This is a genomic window from Necropsobacter rosorum, assembly GCF_964241405.1.
Taxonomy (GTDB): domain Bacteria; phylum Pseudomonadota; class Gammaproteobacteria; order Enterobacterales; family Pasteurellaceae; genus Necropsobacter; species Necropsobacter rosorum.
The window spans coordinates 368,830-383,120 of record NZ_CAXSXF010000002.1 but is presented as its reverse complement, the minus strand read 5'-3'; the positions used below and the strand labels follow the sequence as shown (position 1 = coordinate 383,120).

General features: G+C 52.7%; 13 protein-coding genes. 5 read left to right on the top strand and 8 right to left on the bottom strand.

Going from position 1 to position 14,291, the window contains the following annotated elements; translation table 11 throughout:
* The first annotated feature begins 5 nt into the window (after window positions 1-5).
* On the top strand, window positions 6-920 hold the full coding sequence (locus ACESOH_RS05775) for a siderophore ABC transporter substrate-binding protein (RefSeq protein WP_373100429.1): 915 nt from the start codon (window positions 6-8) through the stop codon (window positions 918-920).
* A 199-nt stretch (window positions 921-1,119) separates the two neighbouring features.
* Here the strand turns inward: ACESOH_RS05775 and ACESOH_RS05770 are convergent, their stop codons facing one another.
* The 7 genes from ACESOH_RS05770 to ACESOH_RS05740 all read right to left on the bottom strand — a co-directional run bounded on the left by ACESOH_RS05770 (window position 1,120) and on the right by ACESOH_RS05740 (window position 7,720).
* Window positions 1,120-2,067 (bottom strand): ribose-phosphate pyrophosphokinase, encoded by a 948-nt coding sequence (locus ACESOH_RS05770; RefSeq protein ID WP_032092895.1) that lies wholly within the window; start codon window positions 2,065-2,067, stop codon window positions 1,120-1,122.
* Window positions 2,068-2,134: 67 nt separating this feature from the next.
* A complete protein-coding gene (ispE, locus tag ACESOH_RS05765) occupies window positions 2,135-3,022 on the bottom strand; it encodes a 4-(cytidine 5'-diphospho)-2-C-methyl-D-erythritol kinase (protein WP_373100295.1) in 888 nt (295 codons plus the stop codon).
* Window positions 3,022-3,654, bottom strand: a complete 633-nt coding sequence (lolB, locus tag ACESOH_RS05760; protein ID WP_373100293.1) for a lipoprotein insertase outer membrane protein LolB — start codon at window positions 3,652-3,654, stop codon at window positions 3,022-3,024. The genes ispE and lolB overlap by 1 nt, the downstream gene beginning before the upstream one ends.
* A gap of 39 nt (window positions 3,655-3,693) precedes the next feature.
* The gene (locus ACESOH_RS05755; protein WP_373100292.1) at window positions 3,694-4,956 is read right to left on the bottom strand and encodes a multifunctional CCA addition/repair protein; all 1,263 of its coding nucleotides are present in this window, start codon (window positions 4,954-4,956) and stop codon (window positions 3,694-3,696) included.
* A 60-nt stretch (window positions 4,957-5,016) separates the two neighbouring features.
* Complete coding sequence (locus ACESOH_RS05750; RefSeq protein ID WP_032092892.1) at window positions 5,017-5,628, bottom strand: TIGR04211 family SH3 domain-containing protein; 612 nt, start codon at window positions 5,626-5,628, stop codon at window positions 5,017-5,019.
* A 121-nt stretch (window positions 5,629-5,749) separates the two neighbouring features.
* Window positions 5,750-7,012: an inorganic phosphate transporter gene (locus ACESOH_RS05745; protein WP_032092891.1), complete on the bottom strand. Its 1,263-nt coding sequence runs from the start codon at window positions 7,010-7,012 to the stop codon at window positions 5,750-5,752.
* A gap of 27 nt (window positions 7,013-7,039) precedes the next feature.
* Complete coding sequence (locus tag ACESOH_RS05740; protein WP_032092890.1) at window positions 7,040-7,720, bottom strand: TIGR00153 family protein; 681 nt, start codon at window positions 7,718-7,720, stop codon at window positions 7,040-7,042.
* Window positions 7,721-7,890: 170 nt separating this feature from the next.
* Here ACESOH_RS05740 and ACESOH_RS05735 point away from each other — a divergent pair, with 170 nt between their 5' ends.
* Window positions 7,891-8,991 (top strand): CYTH domain-containing protein, encoded by a 1,101-nt coding sequence (locus tag ACESOH_RS05735; RefSeq protein WP_373100290.1) that lies wholly within the window; start codon window positions 7,891-7,893, stop codon window positions 8,989-8,991.
* Window positions 8,975-10,351: a DNA repair protein RadA gene (gene radA / locus ACESOH_RS05730; protein ID WP_373100428.1), complete on the top strand. Its 1,377-nt coding sequence runs from the start codon at window positions 8,975-8,977 to the stop codon at window positions 10,349-10,351. Before ACESOH_RS05735 ends, radA begins: the two co-directional genes overlap by 17 nt.
* A 31-nt stretch (window positions 10,352-10,382) precedes the next feature.
* Here radA and ACESOH_RS05725 read toward each other — a convergent pair whose 3' ends face one another.
* Window positions 10,383-10,718 (bottom strand): PM0253 family protein, encoded by a 336-nt coding sequence (locus tag ACESOH_RS05725; RefSeq protein ID WP_032092887.1) that lies wholly within the window; start codon window positions 10,716-10,718, stop codon window positions 10,383-10,385.
* 137 nt (window positions 10,719-10,855) lie between these two features.
* Between ACESOH_RS05725 and lrp the strand changes: the two genes are divergently transcribed.
* Complete coding sequence (gene lrp / locus ACESOH_RS05720; protein ID WP_032092886.1) at window positions 10,856-11,335, top strand: leucine-responsive transcriptional regulator Lrp; 480 nt, start codon at window positions 10,856-10,858, stop codon at window positions 11,333-11,335.
* 7 nt (window positions 11,336-11,342) lie between these two features.
* A complete protein-coding gene (locus tag ACESOH_RS05715; protein WP_373100287.1) occupies window positions 11,343-14,189 on the top strand; it encodes a DNA translocase FtsK in 2,847 nt (948 codons plus the stop codon).
* The last annotated feature ends 102 nt before the right edge of the window (window positions 14,190-14,291 follow it).

The window sequence follows — 14,291 nt, the reverse complement described above, 5'->3', positions numbered from 1 at the left end:
CTATGATGAAAAAAACTTTCTCAACCCTAGCCGTCGCCTTGCTCGGTTTTTTGGGCGTCGTCACGGCCAATGCGGCGGAGATCACGGTCGAAAATGCCGCCGGCAAACAGGTTATGCCGCAACATCCTAAGCGGGTGGTGGTGCTGGATTTTTCCGCGGTGGATACGATCCGGCTGCTGGGGGCGAAAGAGACCATCGTCGGTGTTGCCAACGCCGGTAAAGTGCCGGATTATTTAAGCGAATTCAACGCGGCGAATTATGCCAATGTGGGCGTGCCGCCGGAACCGGCATTTGAAAAAATCAACGAACTCAACCCGGATTTGATTATCGCCACCGGGCGGCAGGAAAAAGTGCTGGATCGCTTAAGAGAAATTGCGCCGGTCTTTTTCGTTAAAACGGATTACGATAATTTCTATCCGAGCTTTCAGCAGAATATCCGAATTTTCGGTCAAATTTTCGGCCGGGAAGCGCTGGCGGAAGAAAAGCTGGCGGCGCTGGACAGCCGGATGAAAACCTTAGCCGAACAGGTAAAAGGCAAAACCGCGCTGATAACCTTGGTTAATGAAAGTAAAATCAGCGCCTTCGGTGACAATTCCCGCTATGCCATCGTTTATACCGGCTTCGGCTTTACCCCGGCGGATAAGGCGATCAAATCCTCCACCCACGGCATGAGCGTCGGTTTTGAATATATTCTGGAAAAAAATCCGGACTATTTATTGGTGGTGGATCGTACCGCGGCGATCACCGATAAAGCCAACAATGCGCAAACCGTGCTGGATAACGCGATTATCAAACAGACCAAAGCGGCGCAAAACAATCACATTGTTTACCTGAATGCCGCCAATTGGTATTTAACCTTCGGCGGGCTGGAAAGCATGAGCATTATGATTGACGAAGTGGAAAGTGCGGTGAAAAAATAGCGCGTTTTTCCGCGTTGAGCAAGAATCTGAATATCCACTCAAAGCCTGCGGCCGTGTTATCACACGGTCGCTGTTTTTTTATCGAAAATCTCATAAAGCATAAAGGCTTGCTCGTCGGTGCGGTGATTTTCAGCGCCAAAATCGGCAAAAAATAAACGGGCGATGATTGCGCCCGTTATTGACAGAAGTGCGAAATCCGTTAGTTAAACATAGCGGAAATGGACTCTTCGTTGCTGATGCGGCGAATCGCCTCCGCCAGCATACCGGAAAGGGTTAAGGTGCGTACTTTACCCAGCGCTTTGATTTCCGGCGTCAGCGGAATGGTATCCGTCACCACGATTTCATCCAGTGCGTTGCTGGCGATATTTTTTGCCGCCGAGCCGGAGAAAACTGCGTGAGTGGCATAGGCGAACACCCGTTTTGCGCCGCGTTCTTTCAGCGCTTCCGCCGCTTTGCACAGTGTGCCGCCGGTGTCGATCATATCATCGACCAAAATACAGTCGCGGTCGGCCACATCACCGATAATGTGCATCACCTGCGCCACATTGGCTTTCGGGCGGCGTTTATCGATGATTGCCATATCGGTATCGTTCAATAATTTCGCCACCGCGCGGGCGCGTACCACACCGCCGATGTCCGGTGACACCACGATCGGATTGTGCAGATCGGATTTTTTCAGAATATCGTGAATCAATACCGGCGAGCCGAAGACATTATCCACCGGCACATCGAAGAAGCCCTGAATCTGTTCGGCATGCAGATCGCAGGTCAATACGCGATCCACCCCGACGCTGGATAAGAAATCCGCCACCACTTTGGCGGTAATCGGTACGCGGGCGGAGCGGACGCGGCGATCCTGACGGGCATAACCGAAATACGGAATCACCGCGGTAATACGGCCTGCCGATGCACGGCGCAGGGCATCGACCATAACGATCAGTTCCATCAGGTTGTCGTTTGTCGGGGCGCAGGTGGACTGGATGATGAACACATCACTGCCGCGCACATTTTCATTGATCTGAACCTGAATTTCACCGTCGCTGAAACGGCCGACGGTTGCGTCTCCCAATGAAAGATATAAACGTTCGGAAATACGTTTGGCGAGTTCTGGCGTGGCGTTACCAGCAAAAAGTTTAATGTCGGGCATGGTAAATTTAACCTCAAGGATTTTGGATGATAAGAAAGTGTGTATATAAAGTCATCAACGGGTTCCGTTAAAGCGAATTCAACATATGCTGTAGCGGCGAAATATTGACCCCTTTAGCAACGAAACCGAATAATTTTTCCGGTTTATCACGAAATACCGCCTGCGCCGATTGCTCATCGTCAAATTGTGCGAAAACGCAGGCGCCTGTTCCGGTTAATCTTGCCGGTGCATATTGTAACAACCAGCGGAGCGTTTCTTCAACCTCCGGATACTGATCCAGCACAAGTTTTTGGCAATCGTTTGCATAATTTTCGTGCAGCAACCGAGACAGTGTTTTTTTCGGCGTATTGCGCGGCAGCGCAGGATGAGCGAAGATATGTGCGGTGGAAACCGACACCGCCGGTTTCAGCACCAGATACCATTTTTCAGGCGGCGCACAATAGGTGATTTTTTCGCCCACTCCTTCGGCAAATGCGGCTTTACCGTGAATAAAGATCGGCACATCGGCGCCTAAGCGCAGCCCCAGTTCGCAGAGTTTTTGGGTGGAAAGTGCGGTATGCCATAAATGATTTAATGCCACCAGCGTGGTCGCCGCATCGGAAGAACCGCCGCCGACCCCGCCGCCGAGCGGCAGAATTTTATCCAGATACAGATCCGCCCCCAGCGTGCAGCCGGTTTCGTCTTGCAGCAAACGGGCGGCGTGGTAAATCAGATTCTCTTCGGTATCGATACCGGCAAACGTCGGCGAGAGGGTGATTTTTCCGTCTTGGCGCACGGCGATTTGCAGCCAGTCGCCGAAATCCAGAAACTGAAATAAGGTCTGTAGTTCATGATAACCGTCGGGGCGTCTGCCGTTAATATACAAAAACAGATTCAGCTTGGCCGGACAGGGAAAACGCCGCGGCGAATGGGCGTTATGCGGCGAAAGTGCGGTGGAAAATCGATAGGTTTTCATCAGTATTGCCAGTTGTCCACACGGATTTTTAAGGTTTGTGCGGCATTTTTCAGCAGAATGTCGCGCGGCAACGCAATGGCCTGCCCCCTGTGATAATTCAGATAATCCGCCGTCCACAGCGTGCCGTCGAGCTGGTAGCTGAAACCGGCCAGCAAATGATTGGTGCCGACCTGATAATCGCTGGTCGGATCAGGCTGACCTTTTAGCCAGACGGCCAGTTGTTCCAGCGGAATATCCATGCCGACGATGTCGCGCAGCAGCATTTTGGCGTCCGCCTCGGAGCGCCGGTTGCCTTTATTGTCGGAAATGGTCATGCCCTGATTGGTCATCTCGAATTTAAGCGTGGCACTGCTGATTGTGGAAGAAAGCAGCAAGGTATAGGCTTTCGGGTGGCGATATTGCCAGTCAAAACGGGTGGAAAAACGCTCTTTCGCGCTGATATAACCGAGCTGCCCCTGAGCGGCATAAGCGTGAATGGTTTGGATTTTTTGCAGATGTTGCTGCCATGCGGGATCGTTGCGGTCAATATGCTGTACGTCGGTCGGGCGATTGCTGTCAATATCCAGGCTTGTACAGGCACTGAGCACGAAACCGATACATAACACGAAAAAAACGTTTTTCAAAGAGTGCATAATCATAATAAATAAAAAATTTGTGCGTATTTTACGGTGTTAGCCGGCGTTAGTAAAGTGCGGTAGAATTTGCGCACGTTTTTGCTGCAGGGCGAGCTTTCGCCGCCGGTTCAGTTCGTCACCGATGCCTTGCCGGCTGAACCCCTCAGCGATAATTTGCCGCACGTCCACTTGCAGCGCGCTGCGGTAGAGTTCAAGCAGAAAATCCGCCTGCGGATACGGCGTCTCGGCATAACCTGTGCGCCCGCGGCTGTCGGCGCGGCACACCAGCAGTAATTCCTGAAAGCGCGACGGTTTACGCCAGATGTCCAAACGGTTGAACAGCTTCAGCACCGTATCGGGGCGCAGCTCGAACGCTCTGTGAATATGGCTGTGATATTCGCAGCTCAGCACCGCCAGTTCCTGCGTATAAGCCGGCACTTTAAGGCGTCGGCACAGATTGCGGGCAGGCTGAACGCCGGCCTGTTCGTGGCCGTAATGATGCGGCAGCAGCGCCTGCGGCGTAAGCGCTTTGCCCAGATCATGACAAACTGCGGCAAAACGCACCGCACTTTGATGACAGTCAGTGCCGTCCGTCAGCCGTACCGCTTGTTGTAAGGTCAGCATACTGTGGGTAAAACTGTCGATCTCCGGGTGATAACGCGGCGGATTCGGCACGCCGCACAGGGCGTCGAGTTCCGGAAATAAGACGGCCAGTGCGCCGATTTCCCGTAAGGTTTCAAAATAGATTGCCGGATTTTTTTCCAGCAACGCATTTTCCGTTTCCTGCCAGACCCGTTCGGCGGTCAGTTGGGCTAATTCGCCCTGGCGGGTGATTTTCCGCATTAACCGGTAGGTTTCGGGCGCAATGGTAAAGCCGAGCTCATGGTAACGGGCGGCAAAACGGGCAACCCGCAATACCCGCAGCGGATCTTCGGCAAATGCCGGGGAGATGTGGCGCAGCATCCGCAGCCGGAGATCACGCACGCCGTGATAGGGATCGTGCAGGGTGCCGTGCTGATCTTCGGCAATGGCGTTGATGGTCAGATCGCGGCGCATTAAATCCTGTTCAAGGGTAATGTGCGGATTGAAATCGCAGCGAAATCCGGTGTAGCCGCGGCCGGCTTTTTTTTCGGTGCGGGCGAGGGCGTATTCTTCGTTGCTGTGCGGGTGCAGAAAGACGGGAAAATCTTTTCCCACCTGTCGATAACCTTGTTGCAGCAATTGCGCGGGGGTGGCGCCGACCACCAGCCAGTCGCGATCGTTCACCGGCAGTCCCAACAGCCGATCCCTGACCGCACCGCCCACAAGATAAATTTGCATATTCGATTACCGTAACAGACCGGATAATAAAGACGGGCGCACACCGCCCGCCGGGAAAGGTTATGCCCAACCGTCGCGACGGCGGCGTTTAGGCAGAATTAACGGAATAATCAGACCGAGCAGGAGGCCGACACCTAACACCGAGCCGCCGTAAATAAACCATTGAATCGCAATTTCCCGCTTGCCGGCATCCAGCATGGCTTCCAGATCGCGGTTTTTATTTTTGGTGATTTCCAGTTCACGTTTCAGCTGCGAATTCTGTTCCAGCAGCTGGCTGCTTTGTTCTTCCGCCTGTTTTGCGCGGCGTTGCATTTCGCTGGTTCGCTGCTGCCAGTCGCCGTCCAGACGATTAAGTTTCAGGGTAAGTTCCTGAATCTGTGCTTTTAATTTCGGGTTTTCCTGTTTGCTGCTCGGCGTGGCGGTCAGCTCGTTGCTGAGAATCCAGGCTTCGCGGTTTTTGGCATCACGGATAAGGGTGTATTTATCTTTACGATCCAGCACGGTGACGGCGTCGCCGGACTGAATGGCGCCGGCGATTTTATACTGGTCGCCGGCACCTTTGCGTAAAAAGGTGGACAGATTTTCCGTAACATATTGGGTTTCCGCCTGTGCGGTTGGTACCGTGAGGGCGAAAAGCAGGGCGGAAAGAAGATATTGAGCGATTTTTTGCATAATACAGACATCCTAAGTAAATTAAGCAAATAAAAAGTGCGGTAGATTGTACCGCACTTTAACCTATTGACAAAATTTTCACTGAACCGGCGTGGCTGGCGCCGGACGAACCGGGTATCGATTAGATGAAAATCGCGCTCAGCACATAGTAAATCAGAATCGCAAATAATGCGCCCGCCGGCAGGGTAATGATCCAAGAGGCGACGATATTGCGGATGACGGTCAGATTTAACGCCGCGATACCCCGGGCGAAACCGATGCCTAAAATTGCCCCCACCAAGGTTTGGGTGGTGGAAATCGGCAAGCCGGTACCGGAAGCCAGCACCACGGTGGTGGCAGTGGCGAATTGGGCGGCGAATCCGCGGCTTGGCGTTAAATCCGTAATCCCGGTACCGATAGTGGCCATCACTTTATAACCCATTACGATAAGCCCGAGTGCGATCCCGGCGGCACCTAAAGGCAGAATCCACCATGCCAGCGGGCTGTTGGCGATGATTTGTCCCTGATGATCCACAATGGAAACCACCGCGGATACCGGGCCGATGGCGTTGGCCACATCGTTTGAACCGTGCGCAAATGCCATGGCGCAGGCGGTGAGCAGCATCAGAATACTGAATATTTTTTCCACCGCGCCGAAAGTGCCGGAGCGCATGGTATGGCGGAAAATGCGGCTGCGGAAATAAAAGCGGCTCAGCACCACGGAAACGGCGCTGATAGACAGGGAAATCACCGTGGTTTCAAGCCCGCTTAAGTGCAGACCGACATGTTTTAAACCTTTGGTCATCGTCACTATACATAAAATCAGGATAGTCACGCCCATATAATAAGGCCCGTATTTCTGCGCGTTATGCAGCGGTTTTTCGGTATCGAAGATCAGCTTCTGCGTGCTGAAGAATATACCGTAGGCGACGATTCCGGCCAGTACCGGCGTGATAAACCAGCTGCCGATAATATTGCGGATTGAGCCCCAGTCCACGGAGTGCGGACCGACGGTTACGCAGGCAAAGCCGATAATCGCCCCGATAATGGTGTGCGTGGTGGAAACCGGCCATCCCATTTTGGAGGCGATCAAAAGCCATAAGCCGGAGGAAAATAACGCCGCCATCATACCAAGCGCCAGAATTTCCGGCGTTGCGGCGTATTCAACGGTGTTGATCACCCCGCTTTTAATGGTTTCCGTCACTTCACCGCCGGCCAGATAAGCCCCGGCGGATTCAAAGATCATTGCAATGATAATAGCTTGTTTCGCTGTAATTGTTCCCGAGCCAACTGACGTTCCCATTGCGTTGGATACGTCATTGGCACCGACCCCGAATGCCATAAAAAAGCCGAACGCGGCAGTAATAATGACAAGCAATGTGCCATATTCTTGAATAATTTCCATAGTGTTTTCCTATGTATGTAATGATAATTATGAGCGGGCCAGCATTAATTCAATGCGGGAACCGACACGCTGCGCTTGATCCGCGAGTACGCCGATCCACTCCAGAATTTTATATAAAAACATGACATCGATAGGATTGTAGCGGTCTTCAACGCCGCGCAGCATTAAGCGCAGCTTGATTTGCATTTGATCGGTATCGTCTTCAATATCGTCTAATGCCTGAATCATATTATTCACAAACGTCAGCTCACGGCCTTTAAAACCGGTTTCCAGCAGTTCGTCCATTTCATTGATGACTTTGTGCGCCTGCACGGTGGCATCCAGACTGCGGCAGACATAGCGCATAAACTCATCCTGCATTTCCGCCGGAAAAGAAAACTGGCGTCCGATCATCCGTCCGGCAATATCTTTGGCATAGTTGGCGAGTTTATCCTGCTGGGTGACCAGCTCCAGCAGGTCGGTGCGATCGATGGGCATGAATAAACCGCGCGGCAGTTTTAAACGGATTTCCCGTTTCAGGCTGTCGGCCTGACGTTCCGCTTCGGAAATCTGCTGGCGCATCTGTTCGGCATGCTGCCAATCGTTTTCAAAGGTATATTCAAAAAACTGCACTAAAAAGCTACAGCATTCGGTCACTTTGTCCGAGTGCTGCTGCAGCGGTTTTAAAGGCGAGTGGGCAAATAAACCGAAAATATTATTTACTGCCATTAGCTAACTCCTTAAGGGGTTGAAAGTAATTCAGCGCGCATATTACCTTATGTGAATGAAAAATTCACGATTTTAATCGAAAAAGATCGGGATTTATTGGATAATGCCGACATGATTTGTGCATCATTGCGACCGCACTGCGGTTGATGTTTTACCTTGAAAGGCATGCTATGAATAATGAAGTTGAACTGAAACTGGCGGTATCCGCCGGTTTTGCCGCATTTTTAAGCCAGGAAATTTCCGCTTTCCGCATTTTGTCACAGAAAACTCAGTTTCTGGCCAATGCGTATTATGATACGCCGCAGTATTTTTTCGCCGCCCGGCATATGGGATTGCGGGTTCGGCAGGCCGACGGGCGCTTTACCTTCACCCTGAAAACCGACGGCAAAACCTTGGGCGGTTTGCATATCCGGCCGGAATATAACATTGCGCTGGATAACGCCCAGCCGGATCTACCGACGCTGGTCGATACTTATCAACTTGCAGCGGATTGGCGCGATGTGACGCTACAGCAGATTTTCAGCACCGATTTTGAGCGCCGTTGCTGGCTGGTGGAATGCGGTAACGGCGTGGTGGTGGAAATCGCGCTGGATCAGGGCGAAATCCGCGCCGGTGATAAATGCGAACCCATTTGCGAAGTGGAATTTGAACTGAAACAGGGACGCATCAAGGATTTACTGCATTTCGTTGCCGCGTTAAGTCTGGAAAACGGCGTGCGCTTAAGCGCCGCCAGTAAAGCGCAGCGCGGTTATCGTCTGGCCGGACAGGAAAACGCGGCGCTTCAAAACTGGTCGGATAGTTGGCGTGAATTTTTGCGCGCTGAAGCCGGTGCGGGAAATTCTCAGCAAAAACTGACCGCACTTTTTCAGCTGGAACAGGATCTGATTGAAGACACCTTTGCGCTGGGGGCAGATTATTTCGCCGCTGATTTTGTGCGCACCGTCGAGCGCATCGGCGCTTTTTTCAATCTGTATCATTATTATACGGAACACGGCGCCTTGCTTGAAAGCGTGCTGCATGCGCGGCGGGAAAAGGGACAAACTACCGATGACGGGCAGGATGCGCTGACCGCCATTGCGGAAAGCAACGCCCGTTTGTTGTCTCAGCTCAAAACCATCATCCGCCGCCACAGCGAAACCAAGCTTAACCGCCCGGCGCTGGAAACATTGTTTGAGCTGCTGCAATCGGCACCTTATGTGAAACGGATGCTGCATTTAATTTCTTTGAGTTTGGATGACACGGAACAATATCATCATGGCGAAAACAGCTAAAACCGCATATGTCTGCAATCAGTGCGGGGCGGAATTTGCCCGCTGGCAGGGGCAGTGTTCCGCCTGCAAGGCGTGGAACAGTATCAGCGAAGTCCGCTTGGTCTCGGCAAAAAACACGAAAAATGATCGTTTCAGCGGTTATGCCGGCGAAACACAGGCTAAAATTCAAACTCTGTCGGATATCAGTCTGCAGGAGCTGCCGCGTTTCGGCAGCGGTTTTAACGAGCTGGATCGGGTGCTCGGCGGCGGGATAGTGCCGGGCAGCGCGATTTTAATCGGCGGTCATCCGGGGGCGGGTAAAAGTACCCTGTTGTTACAGGTGATGTGCGATTTAGCGCAAACAATGACCGCACTTTATGTCACCGGCGAGGAGTCCCTACAGCAGGTGGCAATGCGGGCCAATCGTCTGGGATTGCCGCCGGATCGGCTGAATTTGCTGTCGGAAACCTCGGTGGAACAAATCTGTCAGCTGGCGGATCAGCTGAAACCGCAGATCATGGTGATCGATTCCATTCAGGTCATGCATCTGGCGGATATTCAGTCCTCACCGGGCAGCGTATCGCAGGTGCGCGAGTGCGCCTCTTTTCTTACCCGCTATGCGAAAACCCGTCAAGTGGCGATAATACTGGTGGGGCATGTGACCAAAGACGGAACGCTGGCCGGACCGAAAGTGCTGGAACATGTGATCGACGCGTCATTATTATTGGAAGGCGAGGCGGATTCCCGCTATCGGACCCTGCGCAGCCATAAAAACCGCTTCGGTGCGGTCAATGAGCTGGGTGTGTTCGCCATGACCGAACAGGGGCTGCGCGAAGTGAAAAATCCGTCCGCCATTTTTTTAAGCCGCGGCGAAGAACAAACCGCCGGCAGTTCGGTGATGGTCATTTGGGAAGGTACGCGGCCGCTGTTGGTAGAAATTCAGGCGTTGGTGGATCATTCCATGCTGGCAAATCCGCGCCGGGTGGCGGTGGGGCTGGAACAAAACCGGCTGGCGCTGTTGCTGGCGGTATTACATCGCCACGGCGGCTTGCAAATGTCGGATCAGGATGTATTCGTCAATGTGGTCGGCGGGGTGAAAGTAACGGAAACGGGCGCCGATCTGGCGCTGTTGCTGGCATTGATCTCCAGCTTCCGTAACCGGCCGCTGCCGCAGGATTTGGTGGTGTTCGGCGAAGTGGGGCTGGCGGGCGAAATCCGGCCGGTGCCGAGTGGGCAGGAACGCATCAGCGAAGCGGCGAAACACGGCTTTAAACGGGCGATCGTACCGTTTGCCAATAAACCGAAAAGTGCGGTGCAAAATATGCAGGTTTTCACTGTAAAAAAACTGGCGGACGCGCTGGCGATTGTCGATAATTTTTAATCTCAGGAAAGGCATGCGGCGGCAGCTGCCTTTAAATACAGCCGCCGCAGCTGCCGCAGCGCCAGTCCTGCGGGTTGACCGCCTGATAAAACAGGCGCATATATTCTTCTTCCAGCGGAATATCCGCCTCGATAAACACCTCGCTCAGCCAGTCGATATTGGCTAAAATCCAGTCGTCTTCATCCAGCCCTTCCAAATACAGCTCATCGGTGGGATCGATAAAATAATAAATGCCGCGGGTGCCCATATCGTGTTCGCGTATTTTTTCCGGCAGCGTTAATGCCTTGTCGTGATAGGTGATTTCCCAGTGGCCTAAACATAATGTATTGCCGGTGGAGGTCCAGTGGGCGATAAACGGATTTGCCATATTTAACAACCTCGAAACAAATGATTGCAGGCGGACATTTTATAAAAAAAATCACATAAAAATCTAATGAAATAGTGTAAAATCAGACCTTCTTCAGTCTTTTTGACGTCATTTACCTATTTAGAGTTGGAGATTTTATGGAAAAGAAATTAACGAGAGCACTTGACAGCATTGATATAAAAATTCTGACCGAATTACAGCGCAACGGCAAGATCTCCAATATTGATTTGTCGAAAAAAGTCGGCCTGTCGCCGACACCTTGTCTGGAACGGGTGAAACGTCTGGAAAAACAGGGCGTGATTATGGGCTACCGCGCGTTGCTGAATCCGGAGTTGCTCAATTCGCCGTTGCTGGTGATTGTGGAAATTACCTTGGTGCGCGGCAAACCGGATGTGTTTGAAGAATTTAACGCGGCGGTGCAGCAACTGGATGAGATTCAGGAATGTCATCTGGTTTCCGGCGATTTCGACTATTTATTGAAAACCCGGGTGGCGGATATGGCGGCTTACCGGCAATTACTCGGCACCACTTTGCTGCGCCTGCCCGGGGTGAACGACACCCGCACTTATGTGGTGATGGAAGAAGTGAAGCAGACTAATTTTTTACAATTAAAATAAACAGATAATGATTAAACGTATTACTCATCATTTTTCGCCGAAACAATATCTCGTTGAATTATTGTTAGGATTAACCGCACTTTTCGGGCTGTATTTGATTATCGCCTGGTCAGGCTACAGCCCGCTGGACAGTTCGTGGTCGGTGTCAACCTCGCAGCCGACCACCATTAATAAAGCCGGTGCGTTCGGCGCTTGGCTTATCGATTTGTTTTTTGCGATGTTCGGTCATATCGGGAATATTCTGCCCTTTGTGCTGTTTGTTGCGCCGGTCAGTTTTATCAAAACCAAGCGCACGGACAGCCTGACCTGGCTGCGTTTCGGTTTTCGTTTATGCGGTTTTGTATTGTTGCTTTGCGGGTTAACCGTGCTGGCGACTTTGCTGCTGTCCAATACGCCGTATTATCTGGCCGGCGGCGTGCTGGGGGCGAGTCTGACGGTGTCGTTTTTCCCGCTGCTGGGCAAATTCGGCATTTTATTTACCGCCTTTATTTTTAGCGTGGTGGGCTTTATTTTTTGCTCCGGCGCCTCGCTGCTGCGACTGCTGATGAAATTTTATTACTGGCTGACCATGAAAAATGAAGATAAGGCGCAAAACGACTCGGCACCGGTTATTGATACGGCGGCGGAAAGCGCCGGCAAAGAAACCGTTGCCCAGCCGCTGGAGGAAATTATTATCCGTCCGTCGCAGGCGAATACGGTGACGTCGGATAGCGAAGAAAACGCGGAAAAAGACGCCGACGACGGCTTGGTCAATATTGATAAGTTAATTCATATCAGCGGTCTGACTTCCGCTGCGCCTGAACCTGAGAGCGCGCGTTCAAACACGCCGGACGAGGCTTTGGCGGCGGGGACGGCGTCGTCCGAAATACCGGCATTCGGTGCCTATACGGTACAACCTGCCAATGAATTGCCGTCGGTCACCATTACGCCGTCGCCGGTGGCTTCGAGCGCAGCGGATTATGCTTATTCCGCCGCCGAACGGCCGACCGAGTTTGCCGGCGATCATTATGCCAATCACGGTTATAGCGCGGCCTATGCGGATATCGCCATGCCGAAAGTTTCCATGCCCGACAGCAATGCAACGCTGAACGTCACCGAGCAAATTACCGTTGATCCCGCCCCGGCGGCACAGGGCGAAGCGGACATGGCGGAGCTGGCGCGTCAGTTTGCCGAGCAGGAACAACAGCGACTGAATGAGATGGAACAGCGTGCCAAAGCGATGCACGCGGAAGACGCCCTGCATGTGATTTTATCCGACGCACCGCAAACGCCTGAAACTCCGCCGTCTGCGCCGCCGCATTATCAGTCTTACGGCGATTCCCTGATTCATCCGGCGTTACAGAAAAAAGTGACGATCGGCGCTAAACCGACCACGCCGCTGCCGAGTCTGGATTTGCTGGAGCATCGGCCGGTCAAAGCGCAGGAAATTACCCAGGACGAAATTATCGAAACCTCGCAGCGTATCGAGCAGCAGCTGCGGAATTTCAATGTGAAAGCCACGGTGAAAGATGTGCTGGTCGGCCCGGTGGTCACGCGCTATGAACTGGAGTTACAGCCGGGCGTGAAAGCTTCCAAAGTGACGGGGATCGATACGGATTTGGCGCGCGCGTTGATGTTCCGTTCGATCCGTGTGGCGGAAGTGATTCCGGGCAAACCTTATATCGGCATTGAAACGCCGAACGTGCAGCGCCAGACCGTACCGTTGCGCGATGTGCTGGACAGTGACGAATTCCGCCGTTCAACCTCACTGCTGTCCATGGCGCTGGGGAAAGACATCAGCGGCAAACCGGTAGTGGTGGATCTGGCGAAAATGCCGCACTTACTGGTGGCGGGGTCGACCGGTTCGGGTAAATCCGTGGGTGTGAATACCATGATTTTAAGCCTGTTGTTCCGGGTTAAACCGGAAGAAGTCAAATTTATCATGATCGACCCGAAAGTGGTGGAATTGTCCATTTATAACGGCATCCCGCATTTGCTGACCGAAGTGGTGACCGATATGAAAAAAGCCGCCAATGCGCTGCGCTGGTGCGTGGACGAAATGGAGCGCCGTTATCAGCTGTTATCGGCGCTGCGCGTGCGCAATATTGAAGGCTATAACGAGAAAATCGACGAATATAACGCCATGGGCATGCCGATTCCGAATCCGCTGTGGCGACCGGGCGATACCATGGACACCTTGCCGCCGGCATTGGAAAAACTCAGTTATATTGTGGTGATCGTGGACGAATTTGCGGATTTGATGATGGTTGCCGGCAAACAGATTGAAGAGCTGATCGCGCGTCTGGCACAAAAAGCCCGCGCTATCGGCATTCATCTGATTTTAGCCACGCAGCGTCCGTCGGTGGATGTGATCACCGGGCTGATTAAGGCGAATATTCCAAGCCGTATCGCCTTTACCGTGGCGAGTAAAATCGACTCGCGCACCATTTTGGATCAGGGCGGCGCGGAAGCCTTGCTGGGGCGCGGCGATATGCTGTATTCCGGTCAGGGATCCTCCGATTTGATCCGCGTACACGGCGCATTTATGAGCGATGACGAAGTGGCGCGCGTGGCCGACGACTGGCGCGCACGCGGTAAACCGAATTATATCGACGGCATTTTAGACGGTGCGGAAGACGAAGAGAGCGGCGACGGCGAGCGCGGTTTTGATGACGGCGAGCTGGACGATCTGTTTGATGATGTGGTGGAATTTGTGGTCAGCACCGGCACCACGTCGGTTTCCGCCATTCAGCGCCGTTTCCGCGTAGGGTTCAACCGTGCCGCACGGATTATGGATCAACTGGAAGAACAGGGCATCGTATCGGCCATGCAGAACGGAAAACGGGAGATTTTATCCCGCCCGTCCGATTATTAACGCGCGTTGCCGGCCTGAAGGCGACGGCCAAATGATGTGAGCGGCAACGCGGCGGGTGAATTAATTTTGTCTCTGACGGTCTAATTCATGCCATTACTTTTT